Here is a 25,716-nt window from a genome sequence, read left to right on the forward strand (position 1 = left end):
CCTTGGCWCGAGTCTTCAGGATAACCGGGATGATATTTTCTACGTCTGTGGTAATGGTCAGCTGACTCCAGGCTGCGCCCCAGTATAGAGAACGGGTTCCAAACCTGCACGGGATGCATAAATCGCCGCCGTATATCCGGCAGGACCTGAACCTATGATGAGCACTTTTACTTTTTCAGTAGCCATAACTTTATAATTTAATTCGCAAAATTGATTAATCCTTCTATGAGAACAAAGCTATCTACTGTTAAAATTCCCTAAAGTAGCAGCACGTTCTCCTATGTATATACATGCGAATATACGGGTTTCCTAGTGGGGATTAAGCAATTTTTATCACAAAAGCACACAGCCTTACATTCCGAGCGTTTAAATAGAATAATCAATCGGTAAAAAAAAGGGATGATGTACTACGTACTGACGGGCGCTTCCTTGGCTTCAACCAGCGCACAAAATATAGGCCAAAAAAACAGTACTTAAATAGTTATTTAGAAAATGAGGGCACGCTAATGAAGGGAGTCGCTTTAACAAAAAAACACCCAAAGGGGTGGCTTTCTTGTTATCGAGTTATTCCTTATCCGAGATAAGGCTTTAAGGTTTTACTTCTAGAATTATGACGCAAACGACGGATTGCCTTTTCTTTAATCTGACGAACACGCTCTCGTGTAAGGTTATATTTCTCACCGATTTCTTCAAGCGTCATCGCCTGCTCACCGTTCAGCCCAAAATAGTAAACAATTACATCAGCTTCCCGCTGCGTAAGCGTCGCTAAGGCACGCTGCACTTCTTTCCGAAGTGAGTCGTTCATCAAACCATCATCAGGTGTTCCTTCGCCATCATTCTCGAGTACATCGAGTAAGCTATTCTCTTCTCCTTGTACGAACGGAGCATCCATCGATACGTGACGACCTGAAATCTTCATGGTATCTACGACCTCTCCAGCCGAAACCTCCAAAACCTCTGCAAGTTCTTCCGGGGAAGGCTCACGTTCAAACTTCTGCTCCAGTTCCGAGAACGTTTTAGAAATCTTATTCAATGAACCCACTCTGTTAAGCGGTAGCCGTACAATACGAGATTGCTCTGCTAGTGCCTGTAAGATAGACTGACGAATCCACCAAACCGCATAAGAGATAAACTTAAACCCCCTGGTTTCATCAAATCGCTGTGCAGCTTTAATCAACCCGAGATTTCCTTCATTAATAAGATCCCCTAAGGACAGACCTTGGTTCTGATATTGTTTGGCCACAGACACCACGAAACGCAAATTTGCCTTCGTTAACTTTTCGAGAGCCAACTGATCCCCTTCACGAATACGCTTCGCTAATAGCACCTCCTCATCTGCGGTAAGTAAATCTACTTTACCGATTTCCTGTAGGTACTTATCGAGGGATTGACTCTCCCGGTTGGTAATCTGTTTGCTAATTTTTAGCTGCCTCATTCACAATAGGTTTTATAGTACGACGCTTTATAAACGGGTTACAAGGGAAATAAAGTTCAAATTCCTAAAATTGTTTCGTTTTTAGGCTTTTTTTCCGTGTCCTTCTGGCTTGGGAAGTAAAACTTTACGGGATAACTTGAACTTTCCAGTTTTCTTGTCCACATCAATTAGTTTTACCACAATTTCCTCGCCAGCTTCTAAGACACCGTCCATAGTTTCGAGTCTTTCCCACTTAATTTCAGAAATATGGAGCAAACCGTCTTTGCCAGGCATAAATTCCACAAAAGCGCCGAAAGGCATGATATTTTTCACCTTACCTGTATACGTCTCCCCTATCTCCGGCTGCGCTACGATCGCCTTAATTCGTGCGATAGCACCGTCCATAGAATCTTGATTATTCGAGAAGATGTTAATCTTACCTTGATTATCGATCTCTTCGATAACAATCGTCGCTCCTGTATCCTTCTGAATTTCCTGAATAACTTTTCCACCAGGCCCGATCACTGCTCCGATAAGCTCCTTCGGAATATTCATGTTAAAGCTACGTGGTGCATGTGGCTTAAGCTCCGGTCTCGGCGCATCTAACGTTTTATTGATTTCATCTAAGATATGAAGTCTACCTGCACGCGCCTGATAAAGTGCTTCTTTCAGGACGCTGTAGTCTAGACCCTCTACCTTTAAATCCATCTGGCAAGCTGTAATTCCTTTCGAAGTTCCTGTTACCTTAAAGTCCATATCACCTAAGTGATCTTCATCTCCAAGGATATCCGAAAGGATCGAATAGTTGCCCGTTTTGGCATCCGAAATCATCCCCATAGCAATACCCGTTACGGCTGATTTAATCGGTACACCAGCATCCATTAAAGCTAATGAACCCGCACAAACAGTCGCCATAGAAGAAGAACCATTAGATTCTAAAATATCGGAAACCACACGAATCGTGTAAGGGTTCTCTGCATCCGAAGGCAATACTTTTTTAAGGGCACGCATGGCCAAGTTACCATGACCTACCTCTCTTCTTCCCGGTCCTCTGTTTGGCTTTACCTCTCCAGTAGAAAACCCTGGGAAATTATAGTGCAAGAAGAACTTGTTATATCCCGAAATCATCGCACCATCTACCATTTGCTCATCAAGCTTGGTACCTAATGTAGCGGTAGTAACCGACTGCGTCTCCCCTCTGGTAAACACGGCCGAACCATGCGCAGAAGGTAGATAATCTACTACCGACCAGATCGGACGTACTTCATCTAGTCTTCGACCATCGAGACGTTTCTTTTCATTTAAAGTCAGGTTACGCGCCGCTTCTTTGTGGATCTTACCAAAGTACTGGTTGATCAAGAAGCTATCGTACGCATGCTCTTCGCCTAAGGAAGCGATGAAGGCTTCTTTAATTTCTTTTATCAGTCTAGAGCGCTCACTTTTGTTTGCGATCTGCTGCGCTACGACGGCATAACACTTCTCATAAAGCTCGGCATGCATTTTTTCATACAGGCTTCATCATGTGTTTCATGCTCGTAAGCTCTTTTTTCTTCCGAACCCACTGCTTTCGCCAGCGCTAACTGCACTTCACAGTGACGGATAATTTCCTGGTGTGCAAACTCCAGCGCCTCCACCATCTCATCCTCAGAAATCTCATCTGCTTCACCTTCCACCATCAGGATGTACTCCTTCGATCCAGCTACGATGAACTCCATATTCGCTTGTTCCAGCTGAGTAGGCGTCGGGTTGATCACAAGTTCACCCGCTACTTTCGCTACACGAACTTCAGAAATAGGACCATTAAAAGGAATGTCCGAAACCGCCAAAGCTGCAGAAGCCGCTAAACCGGCTAGCGCATCCGGTAAAACATCCGCATCTGCTGACATTAAGGTAATGGCGATTTGGGTATCGGCATGATAATCATCCGGGAAAATCGGACGAATCGCACGATCAACCAGACGGCTGATCAAAATCTCATAATCAGATAATCTACCTTCACGCTTTAAAAATCCTCCAGGAATTTTACCTGAGGCAGCGAACTTCTCTTGGTAATCAACAGACAGAGGAAGAAAATCTACCCCTTCTTGAGCTTCTCTTTTAGAAACTACAGTGGCAAGTAACATCGCATTGCCCATGCGTACCACCACGGAACCATCAGCCTGCTTGGCTAATGCACCTGTTTCAATGGTAATCTCTCTACCATCCGCTAAGGTGATAGATTTCGAAATGACATTTGGTAACATAAATGACTTTTAGTAAGAAATAACAAGAAAAGTAAGGTTTAACAAATAAGTAGACGAAAAAATAGGGCCCTTCTTGGTGTAGAAGGACCCTACGATAGTACTATTACTTACGCAGTCCTAGGTCAGCTAAAACAGCTCTGTAACGCTCGATATCGTTTTTGTATAAGTAATCCAATAAGCTTCTACGCTTACCTACTAATTTTAAAAGACCAAGACGCGATGCATGATCCTTCTTGTTTTGTTTTAAATGCTCGGTCAGGTGCTTGATTCTGTACGTGAATAAAGCGATCTGAGACTGTCAGGTGAACCCGTATCAGTTTCAGACTTTAACCTGCCATGATTTTTAAACAACTCCTCTTTTTTCTCTGATGTTAAATACATGTTAAGCTAAATTTTAAAATAATAAATGCAAATGTAGGAAATAATCCGCAGATTAACAAACACCAACTTGCATTAAGAGGCCTTTACTTTCTTAAATCTTTTTTTCTGCTTCTCAAACCAGCTGACATACACATCGGCCTCGAAAAGACGGGCATCCTTTCGCGCTTGGCGCAAAAAGAAAATACCGAAAGGTAACAGGGCCAGATTCGAAAACCAAGTGCCGAATACAGGCGAAACAATCCCTTCCTTCGCCCATTTCTCCCCGGTAATCGTCAACATATAAAAAAGGATAAAAAAAATCATCGACAGCAAAACAGGCATCCCTAATCCCCCCTTTTTGATAATGGCCCCTAAGGGAGCCCCTATTAAAAACATGACGATACAGGCAAAGGCCGTCGTGTACTTTTGGTAAATGGCTATCTGAAAACGTCGATACTCCCGCTCAAAATTGTCAATTTTCGTCAGGCGGGTACTAAAATTATTCTTTAACGAGCGGGCATTATTCATGGCCGCAGTAGCAGCCCGCGCCTCATAGTTGCCCTTTTCGATAATACTATCTATTCTGCTGCGCTGTTCGTCAGTAAACTCACTTCTTTTCTTAGCTAACTCCGCACTATAAGCCTCTACACGCCGCTTCCCTTCCGCGGCTGCCTCCGAAAGTGGAGCGGAACCCTGCTGCTGTAAAGAGGCCACATTTCGCTGCTGCTGAACCGCTTTAATCGTCGTAGGAGCCTCACTTTGCGGCGCCTGCCGCTCCCCTTCTGATGCAGCACGCGCCTGGTCTGCACCTGTAACCGCTTCCGAATCGGCTGCCTCCACTTCCGAAGAAGGAACCTGCAGCAAGTCATCTGAAACCTCCGCCAGAGATTTATCGGCATTCGGATTCACCACCACAGAAACCTGCTGCAGCGCTGAATCTCTGGCAGCACGCTGTGCCAAACGCATTTCGCGGCGCACCTCGCTGATGGAATCTGCACGCTCTTTCATGGCAGCCACATGCTCAGGAGGAGTGAACTCCCTATTGCGCCCATAATAAGGAAAGGAGCTCTTGCTGGCCGAAAAATTAAAAAATACCTCCTTATTCATCTCTAAAGCCATGGAGTCTAAGCCCTCCTTCAAGCCTTCTATCGTCTTAATGGAGCGGTTCGTAGACCACAGTTCGTCTGGCGTACGGTTCATCTGAAAGGATTCCAGATTAAATATCATCTCATTTTCTGTAAACCTAGATCGGGTAAACTCCACTGGCTTTTCGCGAATACCACGAGGGGCACGGGCTTCCTTATAACTCACTCCCTGGTAGAGGGTCATCATCAGGTAGCGCTCGTCTTCGAAGGGCTCCATTCGGCCGCTGTCGGCCAAAATAACATTAATATTTCCCTGTCCCTCGGTGTGGTCATAAATGATGATGTCCCGTAGCCGTACATCGTCCACCTTTTTATTTACTTTAATATTGTATCCCGGAATACCACTGTAAAACACGCCCTCTTTAATATCAAGTGCAGGAGACTTGGTTCGAATATCGTACAGCAAGCTGAAGGTCTTCAAATTGATTTTGGGTACCAAATAATTATTCGAGAGATAGGCAAAAAATGTCAAAATCACCACAAACACCGCGATAGGCCTAAGGGCGCGCAGCAGGGATATCCCACTTCCCTTTATGGCTGTGAGCTCAAAATGCTCGCCCAAATTCCCAAAAGTCATCAACGAGGACAGCAGCACAGCCAGCGGAAGTGCCATAGGCGAAATGCTGATCATAAAATAGGAGATCAGCTCCAAGTAAATCGTAAACTCTAGCCCCTTACCGAAAATTTCATCGAAATACTTCAGCATGTTTACGGTCAACAGGATAAAGTCCACCACTAAAAACGTGAGGATAAAAGGCCCTATAAAAGATCCTAAAATTAATTTATCGAGTTTTTTCATGCTGCTCTATTCACCTGTCGCTTAAGAAAGGCAAATTTCCGCATTTTTCAGCACATTCACCTGTTAAGCCCCTAAGATTTCTTTTAAATTACCTACTAAGCCCTCCCAAATGGAACGCAACTCTTCATCCGAATAGTGTTCGTTCTGATCCACAATCTTTAAAAAGAGGGTTTGGGTCAACTCGTTCTCCTCTAACTTAAACTCGATGTTGGCTGAGTCAGACACCTCCCCGCCTTCTGGATGGAAAAACTCAAACTTGACGTGGGCTAGCTGCCGCATCGCCACGATCCGCGCATGATGCTCCTCCTTATCATAGGTAAAAATAAAGGTCTTGTCAGGGTTCAGCTTCACCTCATCCGCAAACCATGAAGCTAAACCACTCGCCGTACTCAAATAAGGGAATAAAACTTTCTTAGAAGTATTCACCTGATAATCAGCAATAAATTTGTTTTTACCCATCCTGTGCTGCTTTTTCGTGCTTAAAATTTTATTTTTTTTCTGGTGACAACTTGTTTTTTATACAGCAAGCCACCATATTTGCATTCCCATACGGAACGCGATAGGGTTAAAACAAAAGGCTGTCTGATAGCTTATTTGTTTTTTGGTAAGATACAGAGAATATTTCGTATCTCAAATAGAGAAAAAATTTATTTTCAGCATGGCGAGGTAGCTCAGTTGGTTAGAGCGCAGGATTCATAACCCTGAGGTCACGGGTTCAACTCCCGTCCTCGCTACTCTTTAGGGAATGGTCAGTGACCATTCCTTTTTTTGTGCTAAACGGTAAAGCATCCACGTGCACACTTCTACCTTATGCCCATAACCCAAGGCCAAAAAAAAGCCCTCCCTCTCAGGAGCGCCTTTATATATACCTTGTTTATATCTTGATAACAGCGAATGAACAGCCCATGCAGTACACTTTGGCGCTAGCGCCAAAGCTCAAGCTCAATCTCAGGCCTTTTTACCATGCCGAGCGATCAGCACCTCCATGACTTCATCCAAGCTGTACTCCTTTGCCTCCAGCAGCACCAAATAATGGAATAGCAGATCAGCCGCCTCACCTAAAAAGAGTTCTTTATTATCATCCTTGGCCTCGATGACGATCTCTACCGCCTCCTCCCCCACTTTCTGGGCGATTTTATTGATCCCCTTATGAAAAAGAGAACTGGTATAACTACTCTCTGGAGAAGCTGTCTTACGCGCTGCGATCACCGCCCGTAGTGTGTCGATAAAAAAGGTCTTGCTCGAATTCTCCTGCGCAAAACAGGTATCATCCCCCTTATGGCAAACAGGGCCCACCGGATTCACCTGGATCAAAAGCGTATCCTGATCACAATCCAGCTGCATGTTATCGACCAAAAGAAAATTTCCCGAGGTTTCCCCTTTTGTCCACAGCCTATTTTTCGTGCGGCTAAAAAAGGTCACTTGGCCCGTGGCCAGCGTCTTTTCTAAGGCCTCCTCATTCATATAGCCTAGCATCAGCACCTTCGCCGTCTGCACGTCTTGAATGATGACCGGTAGCAGCCCATTTACTTTTTCAAAATTAATGTCCTGTATGTTCATGCTTCTTGGATTCGTATCGAGATACCACTGTCCTTCAGGTAACGCTTCAGGCCCGGTATCGGAATTTCTTTAAAATGGAAAATACTTGCCGCTAAGGCTGCGTCGGCTTTGCCAAAGGTAAAGGCATCCCGAAAGTGTTCTAAGGTCCCCGCACCTCCGCTAGCGATCACCGGAATAGCAAGTAATTCTGCTAGTTCGGCATTCAGGCGATTCGCAAAACCCACCTTCGTGCCATCATGGTCCATGGAGGTGAGTAAAATTTCTCCGGCACCTCTAGCAGCGACCTCCGCCGCCCACTCCTGCGTAATTAGCTCCGTAGGACGACGACCGCCATGCGTATGCACGATATCTCTACCCTCCACGGACCTGCTATCAATCGCCACCACGATGCACTGTGAACCGAAGGCCGCAGCTAGTTCATCGATCACCTCGGGACGCTTCACAGCCGCGGAGTTAATGGAAATTTTATCCGCGCCTGCCTGTAGCAGCACACGCACATCCTCCACGGAGCTAATACCTCCTCCCACCGTAAAAGGAATGTTAATCGCCTTGGCTATGCGCGTCACCAGCTCAGCGAGCGTCTTGCGCTTATCCACCGTAGCCGTGATATCTAAAAACACCAACTCATCCGCACCTTCATCTGAGTACAACTTGGCCAGCTCCACCGGGTCGCCCGCATCACGCAGCTGCACGAAGTTGACCCCCTTCACTGTACGGCCATCCTTAATATCTAAACAGGGAATGATTCTTTTCGTCAACATATACGTCTGTCCTATTCCACGAAGGAGGCTAAAGTAGCTAAATCTATTCTGCCCTCATAGAAGGCCTTACCCACGATTACTCCATACACACCGATACGCTGCAGCGCCTCTACGTCTTTCACACCAGAAACCCCACCACTCGCGATGAGCTGAATACCCGGGACTTCCGCTAAAATCTCCTCATAAAGGGTGAGAGAGGGCCCCTGTAAAAGACCGTCCTTAGCCACATCGGTACAGATAACATACCGCGCACCTTCCGCCTGATAGCTTCGGATAAAGTCGATCACGTCTAGGCTCGTGGTTTCCTCCCAGCCGCCTACGGCAATTTTCCGATCCTTGGCATCAGCTCCCAAGATGATTTTTTCACCCCCCTGAGTAGCTAACCAGTGCTTCATCAGGGTAGGATTTTTTACTGCGATGCTGCCACCCGTAATTTGTTTTGCGCCCAGCGCAAAGGCCTCCTCTAAACTCTCCTGCGCCTGAATACCACCTCCGAAGTCCACATGCAGGTTCGTTTCGGCACAAATCGCCCGAAGTACGGCGCCATTCACGATGGTTTTCGCTTTCGCTCCATCTAAATCCACCAAATGGAGGCGGCGGATGCCTGCATCTTCGAAGCGCTTCGCCACTTCTACAGGATCATCAAAGTAGGCTTTCTTACGGGCATAATCTCCCTGCGTCAGGCGCACACACTTGCCGCCGATAAGGTCGATCGCTGGAATAATTTCCATGAATTTTGGTTTATAAACGAAGAAAATTTTCTAATATCTGTTGGCCTACCAGACCCGACTTCTCCGGGTGTGCCTGCATGGCATAAAAATTATCCCGGTGCATCAGGCAGAAAAGGGCAGCGTGTAGGTCGTCTCCGCGATGGTGTACGGGCTAAGTTCAGCATAAAAACTATGCACATAATAGACGTACGCCGCCGCCGGAAGCCCCTTTAAAAGCGGGCTGTTGGGCTTTTCCAACTGATTCCAACCCACCTGAGGCACCTTATCTACCTTTGGATTTTCCGGCCGAAACCGCTTCACCTGCACAGGAAACACACCCAAGCAGGGCGTATCTTTCTCTTCAGAATGGGCACAGAGCAGCTGCAGGCCGAGGCAAATACCAAAAAAAGGTTGTTTTAACTCAGGAATGACCTTATCGATGCCCGTTTCCTTTAATACCCGCATGGCGGAGCTCGCCTCTCCCTGCCCGGGAAAAATAACCCGATCCGCAGTTCGGATTTTTTCGCTATCGGCGGTGAGCTCTGCTTCGGCTCCTAACCGCTCCAGCGCATACAAAACCGAGGTAACATTTCCGGCCTTGTAATCGATGACTGCTACTTTCATGGAACAAATATAACCAAAAAATCCCGCCTGAAGCAGCGGGATTTCTGTTTTGCTTACTGATTCGCCGTTTCGGCGAGCATCTCCTCGAGCACACGCTCGATTTCTGGAATCGAGTGGTACAGCTGCTCGTAACTTTCGATGATGAAATACTTGTCCTGAAACTTATCCTTCCAGTAAGGAGTATTAAAAATCTTCTTCACCTCGTACGGATGATGCGCCGGCGCATCGGAAAGACAGAATTTCGTCTCTCCCGCTGAACTCAAAATTCCCGCTCCATAAATGCGCAGTTCTCCATGTTCACGGATAAGGCCAAACTCGATCGTAAACCAGTAAATTCGCGATAACAATTCAATCGCCCAGGGATCATCGATGTGCTTTAAAGCGATGCCCGCCAGCTGCTCGAGAAAATCCACATAATGCTGATTCGTCAACATCGGCATGTGTGCAAAAGCATCGTGAAACATATCCGGCTCCTCAAGGTAGTCCAGCTGTTCCATTTTGCGCAGCCAAGTAGACGAACAAAAACGCTTGTTATGCATCAGACCAAAAAACAAATCGTCGTCGATAAGGCCCGGCACAACTTGGATTTCCCAACCCGTCGTTTCAGCTAATTTTTTATTCACTTCCCGAAAATCTGCAATGCGGTCAGCGGTAAAATTCACCTGCTTTATCCCATCTAAATAGGCCTGAGATGCGGCCTTCGGTAAGTTCACGATCTGACGCTCAAAAAGAATTTTCCATACCTGAAAGTCCTCTTCGGTGTAGGCATCGTAATCCTGTTGTAAATCTTTTAATCGGGGGTCGCTAAACACCCATTCTTTCGGTCTCTCTGTCATGCGTACGCTTTGGGTTTATATCTTATAGAACGAATTTAGCGCTAGACGTTCCCGCTCGGGATAAAACCGCCCGCAGAAGTAGTCTCACCGCTAAATTTCATAAAAGCTACTGCAGCTCGCGCTATTTTCCAATGCTTTTTTTACAAAAGGGGAAATGTCTTTCTCAGCGCGAATGTTTGCCGGATCTGGCCGATGAGCAGCGCACTCTGTGCAAAATCCAAGGTCTGCTGCCCGTCTGAATACGCCTTTTCCGGCATTTTATGCGTCTCAAATATAATGCCATCAGCACCCGACATCACGCCTGCCAGCGCCATCTGCGGCACATAAGCCCGAATCCCGATACCATGACTCGGATCCACCACCACCGGTAGGTGCGACTTGGCCTTCAAAATCGGCACCGCGTTTAAATCCAGCGTGTTACGGGAGGCCTTCTCATACGTCCTAATCCCTCGCTCACATAAAATCAATTTCTCATTTCCACCAGAGAACACATACTCCGCCGACTGCAGCAGCTCCTCTATCGTGCCGGAAATCCCACGCTTGATCATCACCGCCTTATCCACCTTACCGAGCTCATCGAGCAAGTTGAAATTCTGCGTATTCCGAGCACCCACCTGATACACGTCCACATAGGGGTACATCTCTTCGATCTGCGAAACCTGCATCACCTCCGTGACGATTTTGATCCCCGCCTCACGCGCCAGCTGATGCCATAACTTGAGCCCCTCGATTCCCAAGCCCCGGAAAGCATAAGGGCTCGTTCTTGGCTTAAACACCCCACCACGCATCATGGTCACGCCGTTATCTACCAGTGATCGATCACCTCCTTAATCTGCTCTTCCGACTCGATCGAACAGGGGCCCGCGATGATGGCCATTTCCCCATCGGCGATGTGCACCCCATCCCCTATCTGAATTTTCGTCGGCTTAGCTTTCCATTTTTTAGACACCAGCTTATACTCATCTGAGACGATATGAATGTCCTTAATTCCCGGCATATGCCCCAGCAGGCGGATGTCAAAAGGCTTTTTGCCGATCCCGATCAGGTAGTGACCGAGCTGCGTTTTTACTTCAGTAATTTTGTATCCGAGATTTTGCGCCGTGGCGCAAATGGCCTCCAGCTGCTGCGTAGAAATCCCGGTTTCAACTTGTATGATCATGCTTGTTTAATTACGTTTTGGATGTACTCGTGAATGTCCGCCTCTAGGTTCCTGCTCCCCGCCAGCACTTTAATAAAGGCACTGCCGATAATGGCTCCATGACTGTAGCGGGAGGCGGTCGTAAAGGTGTAGGCATCGGAAATGCCGAAGCCAATCAGGCGCGGGTTTTTAAGTTGCATGGCGGCGACGCGCTCGAAATAAGCGATCTGCTCCTCCGAAATAGAGGCCTTCGCCCCGGTGATGGCATGGGAGCTCACCATATAAATGAACCCATCCGAATGCTGGTCTATCTCTCGGATGCGCTCCTCAGAGGTCTGCGGAGAAATCAGAAAGGTATTACTCAGGCCATACTGGTTAAAAAGAGCCTGATACTGCTCCAGATACAAGGAAATCGGCAGATCAGGAATAATCAAACCATCGATGCCTAGCTCCTGGCAGCGGGCACAGAAGCGCTCCTCCCCATACTGCATAATCGGATTCAGGTAACCCATTAGCACCACAGGCAGGGAGACCGTTTGGCGCATCTCCTCCAGCTGCCCGAAAAGGGTCTCCATGTCCATGCCATTTGCCAGGGCCTGCAAGTTACTTTCCTGTATGGTGGGGCCATCCGCGATCGGATCTGAATAAGGCATGCCGATCTCGATGATGTCCGCGCCAGCCTGCTCCAGGGCCTGCATGATGGTCAGCGTGTCGTCTTTGGCCGGGAAACCGGCCGTAAAATAGATCGAAAGCACCCGCTCCTGCTTGTGCTCAAATAAACGTTTCAGTCGATTCATGTCTTTTAATTAATACTTGCCCCACTTGATGTACGTGTCCAGATCTTTATCTCCACGGCCGGAAAGGTTGATGACCAGCACGTCGCCGGGCTTGTATTCCATCAGCGAAAGCGCATGCAGGGCATGAGAGGTCTCGATGGCCGGGATGATGCCTTCCGTGCGGCTTAGCGCGATGCCCGCCCGCATGGCGTCATCATCTTCTACGGCGATAAATTCCCCCCTACCACTTTCGAAAAGATGGGCATGCACAGGCCCGATGCCTGGATAATCCAAGCCCGCAGAAATGGAGTGCGGCTCCACCACCTGCCCATCTTTGGTCTGCATGAGAAGGGTCTTACTTCCATGCAGCACACCAGGAGTTCCTAAGGCCGTAGTAGCCGCGGACTTGCCAGAACTGATCCCCAGCCCCGCAGCCTCCACCGCGATCAAGCGGACGCGAGGGTCATTATAATAATGGTAAAAAGCACCCGCGGCATTCGAGCCACCCCCCACGCAGGCGATTACCGCGTCCGGGTAATCACGCCCTTCTTTTTCGAGAAGCTGGGCCTTGATTTCCGCACTGATGACGGACTGAAAGCGTGCCACCATCTCCGGATACGGGTGTGGCCCCACCACGGATCCGATGATGTAATGCGTATCCACGGGATTGTTAATCCACTGACGCATCGCCTCATTCGTAGCATCCTTTAAGGTTTTACTTCCTGAGGTAGCCGGCACCACTTTAGCTCCTAAAATTTTCATGCGCTCCACATTCGGCCGCTGCCTTTCGATATCCAGCGCCCCCATATACACGGTACATTCCATGCCCATAAGCGCACAAACTGTGGCAGTAGCCACACCATGCTGCCCGGCACCTGTCTCAGCGATAATACGCTTTTTCCCGAGCTTTTTCGCTAAAATAATCTGTCCGATGGTGTTATTCACCTTATGAGCACCCGTATGGCAAAGATCCTCTCGCTTCAGGTAAATTTTCGCACCAAATTTCTCGGATAGGCGCTCAGCGAGGTAAAGCGGCGTGGGCCTGCCCACAAAATCCCGCAGCAGGCTATGAAAGGTCTCTTGAAAGTCTGGCTCAGCGATAATCGCCTCATAGTTCAAGCGCAGCTCCTCGATGTTGGGATGCAGCATCTCGGGAATGTATGCCCCCCCGAAATTGCCGTAAAATCCTTTTTCGTCAACTTTTATTTCGATCATGATATTCCTTATTTAGGGCCTTTGTAAATCGCTCTAGGGCGAGGATGTTTTTAAGGCCAGGTACTAACTCAAACTTCGAATTGATGTCCACCCCGGCGAGCTGGGGCAGGCCTTCGGCCAAATCTAACAGCTTGGCCGCACTATCTTCGGTGATCCCTCCACTTACGATAAAGGGCATATCGAAGGGATAATCCTGGAGCAGCTCCCAGTTGAACTGCTGCCCCGAACCACCATAGCCTTTCACCTGTGTATCGAAAAGCAAGTGACTGCTATGCGGCACATAAGCCTCCAGCTGCTTCCAGTCCACGGCATTTCCCACGGAGGCCACCTTCCAGATTTCCACCTCCCTCGGTAGGCTTTGGCGCAATGCCGCCACCTGCTCCGGCGTCTCCTTACCATGCAGCTGCACCACCTGTAAGGCGAGTACCTCCACCTGCTTTAAGACCGCCTCATTCGGCTCATTCACGAAAACCCCTACTTTCGGAAGGGTCAGCCGAGCATAATAATCCGTCAGCTCAGCACGGATAAAACGCGGCGAAGGAGGATATAAAATCAACCCGATGTAGGCGGGACGAATACGCTCGAGCAGCACCTTGATATTCGCCGGCTCTCGCATGCCGCATACTTTAATCCAAGGTTTACGCGACATCGTCAGGCAGGGTGTTTAAGTAACTTGCGATAGGCCTGCATAAAGTTGTAGGCCGCCTGATGTGGGCGACTGCTCTGCATAAAGCGCTCCCCGATCAGAAAGCCTGATAGCCCACCTCTCGAAGTTCTAGGAGATCTTCGGGGCGGTGTAGGCCACGTCTCAGAAATTTTCACGAAGCTATCAGGGATCTGGCTGACCAGGGCATGGCTCGTCTGCAGGCTTACCTCGAAGGTCTTCAGTGAACGGTTATTCACGCCTACCACATCCAGTTCCGGACAGAGAGAGCGCTCCAGCTCCTCGGCATCATGCACTTCCATGAGCACCTCCAGACCGAGGGACTTCGCAAAGCGCGCTAACTCCCGTAAGGTATTCGGCTCTAAAGCCGCCGCGATGAGGAGGATCACATCTGCCCCCATGCTTTTAGCTTCGATAATCTGATAGGGGTCGATGATAAAGTCTTTCCGTAAAATCGGACAGAAATTAAATCTTCTGGCCTCTCTTAAGTCATCGGCGTGCCCGCCAAAAAATTTTTCATCCGTCAAGATGGAAAGGGCTGAGCGCGGCCTGCATGTAACCGATGCTGGTTTTTTCTACACTGGCACTTCCGTTTATCAGTCCCTTAGAGGGAGACTGCCGCTTAAACTCGGCGATAATGCCTGTCTTTTCGGGGTCTTGCACGTATTTTTTTAGAGAGACAACCTGATTTTCGAAAAACACACTTTTTTCCAGCAGTTTTTCCGGGATTAGGGACTGCCTCTCTGCTACTTCTTCCCGCTTATGGGCTATTATTTGATCTAAAATGGTCATTGGCTTATTTATTTGCTTACCGCAAAGGAAACGGTAGGATTCACTAATTTTTTAAACACTTCGTAGGCACGCCCACTTTTCAGGGCCTCGCGTGCCTGCTCCACCGCAGTCGGAAAGTCGATCTCCGGGCGGGCCACTTTCAGCGCCGTCCCTGCATTCGCCAGCACCACGGCCTCCTGTGCAGCTGTCCCCTCTCCTTTTAGCACGGACAGGAAAATCTTGGCCGAAGCCTCTACGGTATCGCCTCCTTTTATGGCTACCGCATCGAGTCGGGGCAGGCCCAAGTCAGCAGGATGATATATGCCTTCTCCAGCATTTTCCACAAGCTTAAAGCGCCGGTGAGAGAAACCTCATCGTATCCATCTAAAGCATGTAGTATCCCGAAGCGGGCGTCTTGCTGCTGGTAAAGATAACCATAAAGGCGGGCAAGTTCCAGGCTAAAAACACCAACCAACTGAATCTTCGGGCTGCTGGGGTTAACCATAGGACCGAGCATATTGAAGAAGGTCTTCACGCCGAGATCGCGGCGGATGGGCGCTACCTGCTTCATGGCGGGATGGAAAAGAGGCGCATGCAGAAAGCAGATGTTCGCCTGTTCGATGTTGCGCTGAATTTCTCCTGAATCCGCCGTAAAGGTATAGCCGAAGGAAGCGAGTAAATTCGAAGACCCGCAGATGGAGCTCACCCCTGTATTCCCGTGCTTGGCCACAGGCTGGCCTGCCGCGGCCACCACAAAGGAGGACAGCGTAGAAATATTAAAGGTATCCTTTCCATCGCCTCCTGTTCCACAGAGGTCCATCGCTGTGTAGGCACTGAGATCCACCGGCACGCAGAGCTCCAGCATAGCTTCTCGGAAACCGCCCAGCTCTTCTACCGTGATGCTGCGCATCAGGTAGACGGTCAGGAAGGCGGCTATCTGCGCGTGGTTTACTTCGCCATTCGCGATACGCACGAGCACCTCTCGGGCCTGCTCTCGACTGAGTGTTTTATGGGCTGTTAAGTGGTTTAAAATGTCTTTCATTTATATGCTGATAACTTATTGACTATTAATATGCTAAAATCATTTACCTCAATGAGATTCTAACCAGTTTTTCACCATCTGCGCCCCATTCGGGCTCAGGATACTTTCGGGGTGAAACTGCAAGCCAGCCACGCGGTATTTTCGGTGACGAAGACCCATAATTTGCCCATCGGGCGTCTCAGCGATTACCTGCAGCTCCTCCGGAAGGCTCTCTGCCTGCACCACCCAGGAGTGGTAGCGCCCCACCGTTTGGACAGCGTCCAGACCGGCGAAAAGAAGATCCTCTACACATCGAATTTCAGTCCCCAAGCCGTGCACGACTTCTTTTAAATTATGCAGCTTGGCACCGAATGCCTCCCCGATCGCTTGATGCCCTAAACAGATGCCGAGCATGTTTTTCGTCGGCGCATAGCGGGTGATCAGCTCCGGCATAATGCCTGCCTCTTGCGGAATTCCAGGCCCAGGGGAGAGCAAAATCTTATCGAAGGCAGCGACCTCTTCTACTGAAATGGCGTCATTTCTTCGGATGGTCAGCGCCTCTCCATAGCCAAGGGTCCGCACCAGATAGACCAGGTTATAGGTAAAGGAATCGTAATTATCGACAACTAAAATCTTTTCCATTGCTTATAATAGTTCGGCGGCCTGCAGGGCCACGCGTAAAGCTTCTAATTTATTACTCACCTCTTGGAGCTCGGAAGGGATGTGACTTTTCGCCACTACTCCGGCTCCAGCTTGGAAGCGCAGGGTATTTCGCTGTGAAATAAAGGAGCGAATCAGGATGGCATGGTTAAAGTCTCCATTAAAGCCGAGGAAACCGATGGCGCCACCATAGAAATTACGGGAAGTATTTTCGAGCCCATCGATCAGCTCCATCGCCCGGTATTTTGGTGCACCGGAAAGGGTTCCGGCAGGAAAGGTGTCTGCCACCAGTTGGAGGGGGTTGGCCCCTTTAGGCAGCTGTCCGGTCACCTTAGACACCAGATGAATTACATGCGAATAGTACTGAATTTCCTTAAACACCTCTACTTTTACTTCCTCGGAGCTGCGGCTGAGATCGTTTCTGGCCAAGTCCACGAGCATAACGTGCTCTGAATTTTCTTTCGGGTCATCGTATAATTTGCGCGCGAGCGCGGCATCTGCCTCATCGCTGCCCGTCCGCTTAAAGGTGCCCGCGATGGGGAAAATAGTTGCCTGTCCGCCTTTCACCACGATCTGTGCTTCCGGGGAGCTACCGAAAATTTTATACTGCCCGTAATCAAAATAAAAGAGGTATGGAGATGGATTTACGGAGCGAAGGGCACGGTACACATTAAATTCATCGCCTTCGAAAGAGGTCGTAAAGGTACGTGAGAGAACGATTTGGAACACATCCCCTCGGAAGCAGTGCTCCTGCCCTTTTTTAAGGATTTCTAAAAATTCCGCGTCTGTATAGTTACTTTTTTCTTGCCCTATTCGGGCAAAGCGATAGGCGGGAACATTCCGACTTCGGACGAGGGTTTTCAACTCGGGTAGCAGGCTTTCCTGTGCCTGGCCCTCGAGCTCATGTTCGAGTAGGTGCAACTCATTTTTAAAATGATCGATGACGATGATGTGCCTGTAGACTGCGTAGTGCATGAGCGGGTGCAGGGGGTCTGCAGCATGGCGCAGCTGTAAGGTCTCGAAATGCTGCACGGCATCGTACTTGGTGAACCCGAAAAGGCCGTTTGTGATAAACTTATCGGAGATGCTGCTCACCTGAGTAAAACGTGCGCTAAACTGCTGAAGGGCATCTACCAGCGTCTGCCCTGCTGCGAGCGGACTGCGTGTAGGTTGATTTTCCCCCGGAAGCTGCTGGCTAACTTCTGCGCCATCAAAGGAGAAGTGCGCGATCGGGTTAAAGCAAATATACGAGTAGCTATTATCCTGACCATGATAATCGGAGCTTTCGAGCAGGATAGGATTCGTAAATCTGTCTCTTACCTGCAGGTAGATGCCCACAGGGGTCACGATATCTGCTAGCAGCTTTTCGTGGCGTGTGGTGAGATGAATCTGTTGGGGCATAAGGTTACATGCTTTCGTGAGGTAATAAAAAAAGGCCTATTGGGATGACCAATAAGCCTGTTCTATATAGGTTATATAACGAAATAGACAATAGCAGATCAGCTTTCCCAGAGAGAAAATTTTAACTGCCACCACCAATATGTATTCGCAAGATTTTTCATAGATTTAACGCAAATATAAGCGTTCACATAAAACAACAAAAATAAAATGGGACAAAAATTAGCCCGATATTTTAAACGTAGCTTTGAAGATTATGAAGTGTGGGTAAAGGTAGAGGAAGCGCAGTGGGCGGGCACGGAGCTCATCGTCCATCCTGACGGTTTGGTAGAACGCACGGAGCTGACCTTCGATGAGGAAATTTACGAGGATCTTGCGGAAGATGCCTTCGAAGAGGCCTCGGCGTTAGCTTTTCAGCTGTTAGAGGCGAAAAGTGTACCTGCCCGAGAGGAATAAAAAAAGGCCAGCTGCAGGAGTAGGCCTTCTTTTTCTCTGGTGTGTAGCTGGTTTTTGCCCTTCGGGCAAAGCTTAGTTATCGCGTGGTGCCCCCCAGATGGGCACGATTTCCCTTTCCTCTACACGAATCAGCACCCCGTCTTCGAAGGTAGCCAAGACGTAGAAGCGCTCATCGCGATTAACGCGGTACGTGATTTTACCGTTTTCCATATTACTAATAAGTGCCGTGCGGTTTTGGCGTAAAAAACGATTTTCCGTCATGCCCTGCTCAAACTGTGGACGCGGGGTAAAAACGGCACAGGCGCTAAAGGCGAAAAATAAAAGTAAGTAGAGTGCTATTTTTTTCATGGATTGCTTTTTGCGAAATCAGCTCAAAAACTTTGCCATAAAATTTCTCTCTCATGTTTAGCGACTTAGTGTCGCATGGGGGCTTTTTTTGGCGCTGACTTTTGCCAATATCAAGAATTCACCTACCTTTGTATTCAAGCGGCACGACCAGCTCCTATTGAATCCCCCAGGTCCGGAAGGAAGCAAGGGTAGATAGTTGTAGCGGTGCGATGCCGCTTACTTTTTTTTATAGGTATCTGCTTCTGAAAGCTATTTTTAATTTTCCCACATTAGAAAAAGGAAAAAATGTACCTTTGTTGAAATTCTAAAAACCCAAACATGAAATTCTTTATTGATACCGCGAATTTGGCGGAAATTCGGGAGGCCTATGACCTAGGAGTCCTAGATGGTGTTACTACGAACCCTTCTTTGATGGCGAAAGAAGGCATTTCCGGAGATGAGGCCGTTCGTGCCCACTATAAAGCGATCTGTGATATCGTAGATGATAAAGTTTCTGCAGAAGTCATCGCTACAGATTACGAAGGCATGATTAAAGAGGGCATGGAACTCGCCAAAATCGACGATAAAATCGTGGTGAAAATACCGATGATTAAAGACGGGGTAAAAGCCATCAAGTATTTTCATAACCAGGGCATCCGCACGAACTGCACGCTGGTCTTTTCAGCAGGCCAGGCGCTATTAGCCGCTAAAGCTGGCGCTACCTACGTTTCTCCCTTTATTGGCCGCTTGGATGACATCTCATTCGATGGTTTAGAGCTTATCGAGCAGATCGTACACATCTACCAAGCGTATGGTTTCGCCACAGAAGTGTTAGCCGCTTCTGTACGCCATACCATGCACCTTATCAAGTGTGCTGAACTGGGTGCTGATGTCGTAACCTGCCCATTAAAAGTAATTACAGGCCTGTTAAAGCATCCACTCACTGATGCCGGCTTGGCACAGTTTTTAGCAGACCATGCGAAAGCAGCCAAACAATAAACACCTTGAAACGTTAAAGACCTTGTAGCTAAAAAGACAAGGTCTTTCGTTTTATTTCGTAAATTCGCCCATTGATGTATATTATAAAAGTTAAAGGCAAGGCTAAGATTCCGGATTATATTCAGATTCGGGATGAAAACTTCGTTCTCGTCGCCTACTTTCGCGCAGACAGACCACTGAAAAACGTGGAGAAATTTGGCCTAGAAGGCAAAGAAGAAGCATTAGAAACCCTGATTCGCTCGCTTCCTTTCGGGAAATTACAAAAACTAGAGCTGGAGTAAGCCCCTATTTAATTACCTATGAATTTCGAGTCTAAAATTGTTTTACAGCTTCAAGATGCGTGCATTCAACAAGGCCTAAATGTCGTGCTGAAGCAGGTGGATTTTTCATTAGAAGCAAATGAATTTGTCTTTTTAATCGGCAGAACAGGGAGTGGAAAAAGTTCTTTGCTGAAAACCTCTATGCAGATCTGCCCCTCGAAATCGGGGAGGGTAAACTGGCTGGATTCGAACTCCATAAGTTGAAACAAAAGGATGTTCCTTTCTTACGCCGCAAATTAGGCATCGTATTTCAGGACTTTCAGCTTTTCCAGGACAGATCCGTAGCCGAAAATCTGTTTTTTGTGATGCGCGCCACAGGCTGGAAAGACAAGCAGAAAATGAAGAACCGTATGGCGGAAGTCCTACTGAAAGTAGGCTTGGCGGATGCTGCCACCAAAATGCCCCATCAGCTCTCAGGAGGTGAACAGCAGCGGGTGGTAATCGCACGCGCTCTTCTGAATAATCCAGAGATTTTACTTGCAGATGAACCTACAGGAAATCTGGATCCCGACGTAGCAGATGGCATCTTTAAATTATTTCAAGAAATTAATAAACAGGGTACAGCCATTTTAATGGCAACCCATAATTTTGATTTGCTGCGAAAATATCCTTACCGTGTACTTAAATGCGAAAATGGGACATTGATGGACAGCAAACACCATGATATCACGCTGAACACTTCCTATTAAATATTTTTTTAATCCAAAAACAACATTTCCCCGCATAATTCATTATATTTAAAGCCTAATTAAATGGATTATGAACTATCTGAGACTTAAAACCAAATGGGTATTTAGCGTTTTACTCGCCTCAAGCGTGTTTTTCGCTTGTAACGAGGAAATCGAGGAAGGTCCCTTACAAGAAGAGCCTGAGGAAAATAGCGACAATTTAAACCGCCAAATCAATGACTGGACCTTTGCAGTCATGAATGAAGTGTATTACTGGTTAGACGAAATGGGTCCCGGAGGGAGTCGAGCCAGTGAGCCGCCCCGCTTTTTACAGACCTTAATGGTTCCTCAAGATAGGTATACGCTCATGCGTCCAAGTGCAGCTGAACTTGAAGCCAGCCTGGAAGGGCGTAATTTAGAAGCAGGGTATGAGTTCAACCTTATTTTAGCTGCTAATGGAAGAGACGTTCTTGGCGCTGTTACCTATATAAAAGCAAATAGTCCCGCCGCATCCACCGAATTAAGAAGAGGTGATTTCATAACAGCCATTAACGGTGTAGCGATGGACACGAGTAATTTCCGTTCCGCCCTGGCGAACATTCGACAGCCGCACACCATCACATACGCACAACTTACACCCACAGGTCTTTCAACTATAGGCGACATCGAGATGCAAGTGACAGAGGTGGCTGAAAATCCAAACTTCCTGGACACTGTCTTGGTGGTAGAGAATGAAAAAATCGGCTATTTTGTCTATAACTTCTTCGCCCCGGGCCGGGAGGTGATTTTGATGAGGAAATAGCAGATATTTTTGGCAAGTTTAAAACCGAAGGGGTACAGCATTTAATCTTGGATTTACGTTATAACGGAGGAGGTTTCACTTCCAGCGCCGTAGAATTAGCTAGCCACATCGGAAGTAATGTTAGCAGTAACGATATTTTTTTCAGAAACCGGTACAATAGCTTTCTGGAGCAGTTCGAGCAGTTCCAAAATGTCATTGCTAACTTTACAGATGCGGCAAACAACATCGGCAATCAGCTGACCAATAACCGCGTTTATATCATCACTTCGAACCGGACAGCCTCTTCTAGCGAATTGGTCATTAATGGTCTAAAACCATTTATGGATGTATTCTTGGTAGGTGATGTCACGGAGGGAAAAAACGTAGGTTCTGCCTTGCTCCGTGATAATCAAAACGAGGCGAATAACTGGGGACTACTCCCGATCATATTCAAGAGTTTTAATGCGGACGACCGTTCTGATTATGGAGAAGGATTTATCCCGAATCGTGGACCTATAAATGAATTTATGGAATTACCTTTCCAAGCGTTAGGTGACCCAGAGGAGTTCCTGCTCAGAAACACCATCGACGTGATCCTCGGGCGTAGTAGCACATCAGCGAGAAGAAATATCCTGGAAGGACGAGCTCTCCCCTACTCCTCACTCGAGCGACACCTCCGTCATGGGCAGGCTATAGATACCAGCAAAGACGAGGACTTAAAGCAAGTTCTGCCTTTCTAAGTGCGTAAGGAGACCCTGACAGTTTCGGGCGATAGTTGCGTTAAACTATCGCCCGAAAACTTAACATAAGAAAACAGCACTTCCCCTTAATTTACTGGGTTAAATTAGCGACCTTTACTCCCATACCATTAGTAGTTATCTATGGAGTTAGGATTCAGCATCGCGATACTCTTATTAATCTATTTTTTGACCTCTCTATCCGTATTGTCAAAAGACAGTTATCGGTATCGTTTTTTCGACCGAGACGTTTACCGAAGAAAAGCACTCCTGAAAAGTTATTTCCGCATCATTCTCTTCAGCCTTATCGCTAGCACGGTCATTACAGCCTTCATGGTATTTAAGTTCATGTAAATGGGGTATGGCGGGATGATCCTTTGGCCCGTGGGCMAAAAAAAAGCTGAAAGCAAGTCCTACCTGCCATCAGCCTTTTTTAAAAATGCTTCTATGCTAAAACATTTACGAGTTTTCCTTCAAATTTTCCTGAGCCAAGCGAAACTCCGGCTCCAGCGCTAAAGCTTCCTGAAAAGCAGCCACCGCATCAGACTTGCTGCCCTGCGCCACATACACCAGGCCCTTTAAGTTTAAGGCTGCCGCGCGTAGACTGATCTCTTGCGTCTGATTATCCCCAAGGTTAAACCCGATTTTTTCTTCTGCAGACTGTAAAACTCCCCAGAATTCGGACTGAATGCTAATTTGAAAATTTATTAACTTAGAATACCGAATTATGAGACAAAAGAGAAGAAAATTTAGCGCTGCCTTCAAGGCTAAGGTGGACCTAGAAGCAATCAAGGGTAAAGAGACCTTATCAGAACTTGCTCAACGATTTGAGCTGCATCCTAACCAAATAAGCAGCTGGAAGCAGGAGTTTTTAGAGAAGTCTGCTACGGTTTTCACGGATGGTAAGGAGAAAAAGTCTGAAGAAGTAGACCTAGAGAAGCTGTATGCGACCATTGGGCAGCTTAAGTTAGAGAATGACTTTCTAAAAAAAACGTAGACAATACCCAATAAGCCAACGCAAGGCCATGGTAGATTATCAGTCAAAAATCAGCATCAACAGGCAGTTAAGGCTTCTGGGCATTAGTAAAGGGAGTTTTACTATAAAGCTAGTCCTGAGAGCGATAAGAACCTGACGTTGATGCGCTTGATAGATGAACATCATTTGGAATGTCCCACGAAAGGTGTGCTCCAGATGCAAGATTATTTGAAAGACATGGGATTTCATGTAAATGAAAAGCGTGTCAGGAGGCTGATGCGAAAGATGGGGATTGAAGTTCTCTATCCAAAGAAGAACCTTTCTCGCTTAGGAAAAGCCCAGTATATTAAGCCATATTTGTTAGGTAATCTTTGTATAAAGAGAGCTAATCAGGTATGGCAGCTTGATATTACGTATATTCCTATGAGAAAGGGGTTTATGTACCTTACAGCCATCCTTGATGTGCATAGTCGCTTTATAGTGGGCTGGGGTTTGTCCAATACACTCAGTGCGGCGAGTGTCCATGAGGTTGTTGATCGATCTATCGAGCTATAGGGTAAGCCCGAGATAATTAACTCTGATCAAGGAAGTCAGTTCACCTGTGCAGCATGGCTAGAAAAGAGGGCTAACTATAGCATAAAAGTAAGTATGGATGGAAAAGGTAGCGCCACGGATAATGCTTATATAGAGCGATTTTGGAGGACTATAAAAAGAGACTATGTGTATTTTTTTCCTCCTATCAAGGGTTGGGAACTGGAAAAGGGGCTTGGTCGATTTATTAAAAGGTATAGTTTTGAACGATCACACCAGGGGATTAATAGGAAAAAGCCTGTTGAGGTATATAAAGCAAGCCTGCAGGTAGCGGCATGATTGTTTTTCATCTCAAATGCAAAGGTAACAGTCGCCCGGAACCCGTCAAGGGTAAACTGAACGGCCTGCCGCAGGCGCAACACATGCCGCCCTTGACCGAACCCGTTCGACTTGTTCAAATGCATTAAAGAGATGAAAAACAAAAGGAAAATTCAATTAAGAATGATCAGCAAGTGGTCTGATAATTGGAAATACTACAGTAGGCAGTTCGAACATAAAATAACGCGTAGCAGAGGAAAGCGCTAACATGCCAAGAGTCTTTTTAATTTTTCAATTGAAATCTCTTCATAAAAAGCAACTAGGCGTCATTTGGTTAGGTTGCTTTCAAAAAAGGCTGCGGCTTTACCTCTGGAGCCAAAACTACAAAGCGTTTAAAGCTTGTGAATGGCTCGGGAATCGGGTCACTTACTATTTCTAGCTTTTTGCACCTGAACTATAACGTGGTTCGGTTAATGCCTTAGTTTGCAGCAAAAACAGAATTCTTTAAACCAGAGCTAAGCCATTCCCTGTAAAGCACCTGGTAAAACTCTCTATCTCTTCTTTCCATCCCGCAAGACTACAAAATCCCTCGCCTACAGAAAATATGGGGTTCGTCGAACGGATACGTTTATCCAATATATCTGTACGAGACGCTGTAATAGCTTTTGTCAGGGGAAAAGTACACATAGCCTATCTTCTGTACCTTGGCTTTTGTGTAATCCCGAAGATGGTATATGCCGGCAGGAAGGGGCTTAAGGTGCTCTCTTTCTATGGCCTGGAACAGCTCTCTCCTGCTTGCCTCTTTTCTCTGGAAAAGCATGTCGTTGAAGTTTTTAAGTAACCTTCTTACCTCTCTGTTGAGGTCTTCAAGGGAGAAAAACGTCATCTCCCTAAGGGGATAATAAATACGCTGGTAAGTGAGCTGAACGGCATTCTCTACTGGAGCCTTGTCCTGTGGGCTGTACGCTCTGGTAGGATTAATGACACAGTCGTAATGTCTGGCAAAGTCCTTTCAGAGACCGGTTGATGTCTGGCTCGTATTTACTAGACCTGGTCACTGCCGACATTAGGCTGTCCGATACCACGGCCTTGGGGACGCATCCATAAAACCACATCATGTTGTTTATGCAGTGCACTAAATCTTCGCGTTTCTGGCTCCAGCAAGCCTCAACGAAGGTGTAAAGACTGAAAGGAAGTATGGCTACAAAAACTTCGGCCATCCGACTCTCCCCGGTGTCCCTATCGATGACTTGTATCCGTTCGACGAACTACGTATTGGATTTATAATTGGCCTCTGTACTTGACCCAATTAGAAGGCAGTAGCTTGAAGAGGTCCTTATGCTTGATTCCCTGTACGCGATCAAAAATATCACTTAGCCACTCTCTTTCATCGACACCATTTCGCTTACAGCTTGCCATAAAGGAGTACATGGCAGCAGTCATATGTGCAGCATCATGAGAGCCAGCAAACAGGTAGTTCTTGCGTCCAACGGCAAGCGGCCTGACAG

Annotated in this window: 25 protein-coding genes, 1 tRNA gene, 1 other RNA gene and 8 pseudogenes; 12 read left to right on the plus strand and 23 right to left on the minus strand. The window is 47.2% G+C overall.

The annotated features are described in order from the left end of the window. The 6 genes and pseudogenes from A3SI_RS18445 to A3SI_RS14490 all read right to left on the minus strand — a co-directional run. Positions 1-186: pseudogene (locus A3SI_RS18445) on the minus strand (FAD-dependent oxidoreductase); the annotation flags it as partial. A 385-nt stretch (positions 187-571) separates the two neighbouring features. Further along, a complete protein-coding gene (locus A3SI_RS14475) occupies positions 572-1,435 on the minus strand; it encodes a sigma-70 family RNA polymerase sigma factor (protein ID WP_009057064.1) in 864 nt (287 codons plus the stop codon). An 81-nt stretch (positions 1,436-1,516) separates the two neighbouring features. Beyond that, a pseudogene (gene pnp / locus A3SI_RS14480) lies at positions 1,517-3,657 on the minus strand (polyribonucleotide nucleotidyltransferase). A 103-nt stretch (positions 3,658-3,760) separates the two neighbouring features. Continuing rightward, positions 3,761-4,038: pseudogene (gene rpsO, locus A3SI_RS18450) on the minus strand (30S ribosomal protein S15). 72 nt (positions 4,039-4,110) lie between these two features. Further along, a complete protein-coding gene (locus A3SI_RS14485; RefSeq protein WP_009057065.1) occupies positions 4,111-5,961 on the minus strand; it encodes an LptF/LptG family permease in 1,851 nt (616 codons plus the stop codon). Between the two features lie 63 nt (positions 5,962-6,024). Beyond that, complete coding sequence (locus A3SI_RS14490; protein ID WP_009057066.1) at positions 6,025-6,420, minus strand: START-like domain-containing protein; 396 nt, start codon at positions 6,418-6,420, stop codon at positions 6,025-6,027. A 201-nt stretch (positions 6,421-6,621) separates the two neighbouring features. Here A3SI_RS14490 and A3SI_RS14495 point away from each other — a divergent pair. After that, positions 6,622-6,695: transfer RNA gene (locus A3SI_RS14495), tRNA-Met, on the plus strand. Between the two features lie 214 nt (positions 6,696-6,909). On the opposite strand, the gene hisIE is transcribed toward A3SI_RS14495, so the two are convergent. From hisIE to A3SI_RS14560, 13 genes and pseudogenes are all read right to left on the minus strand, one after another. Continuing rightward, entirely contained in the window at positions 6,910-7,521 is a 612-nt protein-coding gene (hisIE, locus tag A3SI_RS14500; protein ID WP_009057067.1) for a bifunctional phosphoribosyl-AMP cyclohydrolase/phosphoribosyl-ATP diphosphatase HisIE, read from the minus strand. After that, on the minus strand, positions 7,518-8,282 hold the full coding sequence (gene hisF, locus A3SI_RS14505) for an imidazole glycerol phosphate synthase subunit HisF (protein ID WP_009057068.1): 765 nt from the start codon (positions 8,280-8,282) through the stop codon (positions 7,518-7,520). The genes hisIE and hisF overlap by 4 nt, the downstream gene beginning before the upstream one ends. Before the next feature lie 11 nt (positions 8,283-8,293). Next, positions 8,294-9,013 (minus strand): 1-(5-phosphoribosyl)-5-[(5-phosphoribosylamino)methylideneamino]imidazole-4-carboxamide isomerase, encoded by a 720-nt coding sequence (gene hisA / locus A3SI_RS14510; protein WP_009057069.1) that lies wholly within the window; start codon positions 9,011-9,013, stop codon positions 8,294-8,296. 10 nt (positions 9,014-9,023) lie between these two features. Then, positions 9,024-9,616 (minus strand): annotated as a pseudogene (gene hisH, locus A3SI_RS14515) (imidazole glycerol phosphate synthase subunit HisH). Between the two features lie 53 nt (positions 9,617-9,669). Continuing rightward, positions 9,670-10,452 carry a phenylalanine 4-monooxygenase gene (locus tag A3SI_RS14520; protein WP_009057071.1) on the minus strand — a complete coding sequence of 261 codons (783 nt, stop codon included), beginning with the start codon at positions 10,450-10,452 and terminating at the stop codon, positions 9,670-9,672. A 140-nt stretch (positions 10,453-10,592) separates the two neighbouring features. Further along, positions 10,593-11,611 (minus strand): annotated as a pseudogene (gene aroF / locus A3SI_RS14525) (3-deoxy-7-phosphoheptulonate synthase). Continuing rightward, on the minus strand, positions 11,608-12,387 hold the full coding sequence (gene trpA, locus A3SI_RS14530) for a tryptophan synthase subunit alpha (RefSeq protein ID WP_009057073.1): 780 nt from the start codon (positions 12,385-12,387) through the stop codon (positions 11,608-11,610). The pseudogene aroF and the gene trpA overlap by 4 nt, the downstream one beginning before the upstream one ends. A gap of 9 nt (positions 12,388-12,396) precedes the next feature. Continuing rightward, a complete protein-coding gene (trpB, locus tag A3SI_RS14535; protein ID WP_009057075.1) occupies positions 12,397-13,581 on the minus strand; it encodes a tryptophan synthase subunit beta in 1,185 nt (394 codons plus the stop codon). After that, entirely contained in the window at positions 13,562-14,230 is a 669-nt protein-coding gene (locus A3SI_RS14540; RefSeq protein ID WP_156810325.1) for a phosphoribosylanthranilate isomerase, read from the minus strand. Before A3SI_RS14540 ends, trpB begins: the two co-directional genes overlap by 20 nt. 2 nt (positions 14,231-14,232) lie before the next feature. Next, a pseudogene (locus A3SI_RS14545) lies at positions 14,233-15,037 on the minus strand (indole-3-glycerol phosphate synthase TrpC). 8 nt (positions 15,038-15,045) lie between these two features. Further along, positions 15,046-16,058: pseudogene (gene trpD, locus A3SI_RS14550) on the minus strand (anthranilate phosphoribosyltransferase). Between the two features lie 48 nt (positions 16,059-16,106). Then, positions 16,107-16,679: an anthranilate synthase component II gene (locus tag A3SI_RS14555; protein WP_009057081.1), complete on the minus strand. Its 573-nt coding sequence runs from the start codon at positions 16,677-16,679 to the stop codon at positions 16,107-16,109. Between the two features lie 3 nt (positions 16,680-16,682). Continuing rightward, a complete protein-coding gene (locus A3SI_RS14560; protein ID WP_009057082.1) occupies positions 16,683-18,098 on the minus strand; it encodes an anthranilate synthase component I family protein in 1,416 nt (471 codons plus the stop codon). A gap of 207 nt (positions 18,099-18,305) precedes the next feature. Between A3SI_RS14560 and A3SI_RS14565 the strand changes: the two genes are divergently transcribed. Next, on the plus strand, positions 18,306-18,551 hold the full coding sequence (locus tag A3SI_RS14565; RefSeq protein ID WP_009057083.1) for a hypothetical protein: 246 nt from the start codon (positions 18,306-18,308) through the stop codon (positions 18,549-18,551). Positions 18,552-18,623: 72 nt separating this feature from the next. Here the strand turns inward: A3SI_RS14565 and A3SI_RS14570 are convergent, their stop codons facing one another. Beyond that, on the minus strand, positions 18,624-18,899 hold the full coding sequence (locus tag A3SI_RS14570) for a hypothetical protein (protein WP_009057084.1): 276 nt from the start codon (positions 18,897-18,899) through the stop codon (positions 18,624-18,626). 133 nt (positions 18,900-19,032) lie between these two features. On the opposite strand from A3SI_RS14570, the gene ffs reads away from it, so the two are divergent. From ffs to A3SI_RS14595, 7 genes and pseudogenes are all read left to right on the plus strand, one after another. Beyond that, an RNA gene (gene ffs / locus A3SI_RS18455) (signal recognition particle sRNA small type) lies at positions 19,033-19,123 on the plus strand. A gap of 94 nt (positions 19,124-19,217) precedes the next feature. Then, positions 19,218-19,877, plus strand: coding sequence for a fructose-6-phosphate aldolase (fsa, locus tag A3SI_RS14575; RefSeq protein ID WP_009057085.1), 660 nt, complete (start codon positions 19,218-19,220; stop codon positions 19,875-19,877). Positions 19,878-19,951: 74 nt separating this feature from the next. Further along, positions 19,952-20,158 carry a hypothetical protein gene (locus A3SI_RS14580; protein ID WP_009057086.1) on the plus strand — a complete coding sequence of 69 codons (207 nt, stop codon included), beginning with the start codon at positions 19,952-19,954 and terminating at the stop codon, positions 20,156-20,158. Between the two features lie 18 nt (positions 20,159-20,176). After that, positions 20,177-20,886: pseudogene (locus A3SI_RS22955) on the plus strand (cell division ATP-binding protein FtsE). A 70-nt stretch (positions 20,887-20,956) separates the two neighbouring features. Beyond that, entirely contained in the window at positions 20,957-21,667 is a 711-nt protein-coding gene (locus A3SI_RS17770) for a PDZ domain-containing protein (RefSeq protein ID WP_156810326.1), read from the plus strand. Between the two features lie 47 nt (positions 21,668-21,714). After that, positions 21,715-22,386, plus strand: a complete 672-nt coding sequence (locus A3SI_RS17775) for a S41 family peptidase (protein ID WP_050977549.1) — start codon at positions 21,715-21,717, stop codon at positions 22,384-22,386. 141 nt (positions 22,387-22,527) lie between these two features. Continuing rightward, positions 22,528-22,737: a hypothetical protein gene (locus A3SI_RS14595; protein WP_009057091.1), complete on the plus strand. Its 210-nt coding sequence runs from the start codon at positions 22,528-22,530 to the stop codon at positions 22,735-22,737. Positions 22,738-22,842: 105 nt separating this feature from the next. Here A3SI_RS14595 and A3SI_RS14600 read toward each other — a convergent pair whose 3' ends face one another. Continuing rightward, complete coding sequence (locus A3SI_RS14600) at positions 22,843-23,148, minus strand: tetratricopeptide repeat protein (RefSeq protein WP_040671063.1); 306 nt, start codon at positions 23,146-23,148, stop codon at positions 22,843-22,845. Positions 23,149-23,155: 7 nt separating this feature from the next. Here A3SI_RS14600 and A3SI_RS14605 point away from each other — a divergent pair, with 7 nt between their 5' ends. The 3 genes from A3SI_RS14605 to A3SI_RS23350 all read left to right on the plus strand — a co-directional run bounded on the left by A3SI_RS14605 (position 23,156) and on the right by A3SI_RS23350 (position 24,229). Continuing rightward, positions 23,156-23,380, plus strand: a complete 225-nt coding sequence (locus A3SI_RS14605) for a transposase (RefSeq protein ID WP_009057093.1) — start codon at positions 23,156-23,158, stop codon at positions 23,378-23,380. A 141-nt stretch (positions 23,381-23,521) separates the two neighbouring features. Next, positions 23,522-23,914, plus strand: a complete 393-nt coding sequence (locus A3SI_RS14610; protein ID WP_009057094.1) for an IS3 family transposase — start codon at positions 23,522-23,524, stop codon at positions 23,912-23,914. Positions 23,915-23,995: 81 nt separating this feature from the next. Next, positions 23,996-24,229 carry an integrase core domain-containing protein gene (locus A3SI_RS23350; RefSeq protein ID WP_394330386.1) on the plus strand — a complete coding sequence of 78 codons (234 nt, stop codon included), beginning with the start codon at positions 23,996-23,998 and terminating at the stop codon, positions 24,227-24,229. Between the two features lie 607 nt (positions 24,230-24,836). Here A3SI_RS23350 and A3SI_RS21175 read toward each other — a convergent pair. Next, entirely contained in the window at positions 24,837-25,094 is a 258-nt protein-coding gene (locus A3SI_RS21175; protein WP_009057096.1) for a hypothetical protein, read from the minus strand. Positions 25,095-25,489: 395 nt separating this feature from the next. Beyond that, a partial coding sequence (locus tag A3SI_RS14625) for an IS66 family transposase (RefSeq protein ID WP_009057097.1) occupies positions 25,490-25,716 on the minus strand: 227 nt, incomplete at its 5' end.

The sequence above is a fragment of the Nitritalea halalkaliphila LW7 genome, assembly GCF_000265075.1.
Taxonomy (GTDB): Bacteria; Bacteroidota; Bacteroidia; order Cytophagales; family Cyclobacteriaceae; genus Nitritalea; species Nitritalea halalkaliphila.

What these genes read in the sequence shown, in the direction of transcription:
- A3SI_RS14595 (WP_009057091.1), top strand. Translation starts at nt 22,528, where the DNA reads ATGGAGTTAGGATTCAGCATCGCGATACTCTTATTAATCTATTTTTTG.
- A3SI_RS17770 (WP_156810326.1), top strand. Translation starts at nt 20,957, where the DNA reads ATGAACTATCTGAGACTTAAAACCAAATGGGTATTTAGCGTTTTACTC.
- fsa (WP_009057085.1), top strand. Translation starts at nt 19,218, where the DNA reads ATGAAATTCTTTATTGATACCGCGAATTTGGCGGAAATTCGGGAGGCC.
- A3SI_RS14485 (WP_009057065.1), bottom strand. Translation starts at nt 5,961, where the DNA reads ATGAAAAAACTCGATAAATTAATTTTAGGATCTTTTATAGGGCCTTTT.
- hisA (WP_009057069.1), bottom strand. Translation starts at nt 9,013, where the DNA reads ATGGAAATTATTCCAGCGATCGACCTTATCGGCGGCAAGTGTGTGCGC.
- trpB (WP_009057075.1), bottom strand. Translation starts at nt 13,581, where the DNA reads ATGATCGAAATAAAAGTTGACGAAAAAGGATTTTACGGCAATTTCGGG.
- A3SI_RS14570 (WP_009057084.1), bottom strand. Translation starts at nt 18,899, where the DNA reads ATGAAAAAAATAGCACTCTACTTACTTTTATTTTTCGCCTTTAGCGCC.
- A3SI_RS14490 (WP_009057066.1), bottom strand. Translation starts at nt 6,420, where the DNA reads ATGGGTAAAAACAAATTTATTGCTGATTATCAGGTGAATACTTCTAAG.
- A3SI_RS14475 (WP_009057064.1), bottom strand. Translation starts at nt 1,435, where the DNA reads ATGAGGCAGCTAAAAATTAGCAAACAGATTACCAACCGGGAGAGTCAA.
- A3SI_RS14565 (WP_009057083.1), top strand. Translation starts at nt 18,306, where the DNA reads ATGGGACAAAAATTAGCCCGATATTTTAAACGTAGCTTTGAAGATTAT.
- A3SI_RS21175 (WP_009057096.1), bottom strand. Translation starts at nt 25,094, where the DNA reads ATGACGTTTTTCTCCCTTGAAGACCTCAACAGAGAGGTAAGAAGGTTA.
- hisIE (WP_009057067.1), bottom strand. Translation starts at nt 7,521, where the DNA reads ATGAACATACAGGACATTAATTTTGAAAAAGTAAATGGGCTGCTACCG.
- trpA (WP_009057073.1), bottom strand. Translation starts at nt 12,387, where the DNA reads ATGAATCGACTGAAACGTTTATTTGAGCACAAGCAGGAGCGGGTGCTT.
- A3SI_RS14580 (WP_009057086.1), top strand. Translation starts at nt 19,952, where the DNA reads ATGTATATTATAAAAGTTAAAGGCAAGGCTAAGATTCCGGATTATATT.
- A3SI_RS14560 (WP_009057082.1), bottom strand. Translation starts at nt 18,098, where the DNA reads ATGCCCCAACAGATTCATCTCACCACACGCCACGAAAAGCTGCTAGCA.
- A3SI_RS14540 (WP_156810325.1), bottom strand. Translation starts at nt 14,230, where the DNA reads ATGTCGCGTAAACCTTGGATTAAAGTATGCGGCATGCGAGAGCCGGCG.
- A3SI_RS14555 (WP_009057081.1), bottom strand. Translation starts at nt 16,679, where the DNA reads ATGGAAAAGATTTTAGTTGTCGATAATTACGATTCCTTTACCTATAAC.
- A3SI_RS14610 (WP_009057094.1), top strand. Translation starts at nt 23,522, where the DNA reads ATGCGCTTGATAGATGAACATCATTTGGAATGTCCCACGAAAGGTGTG.
- A3SI_RS14520 (WP_009057071.1), bottom strand. Translation starts at nt 10,452, where the DNA reads ATGACAGAGAGACCGAAAGAATGGGTGTTTAGCGACCCCCGATTAAAA.
- hisF (WP_009057068.1), bottom strand. Translation starts at nt 8,282, where the DNA reads ATGTTGACGAAAAGAATCATTCCCTGTTTAGATATTAAGGATGGCCGT.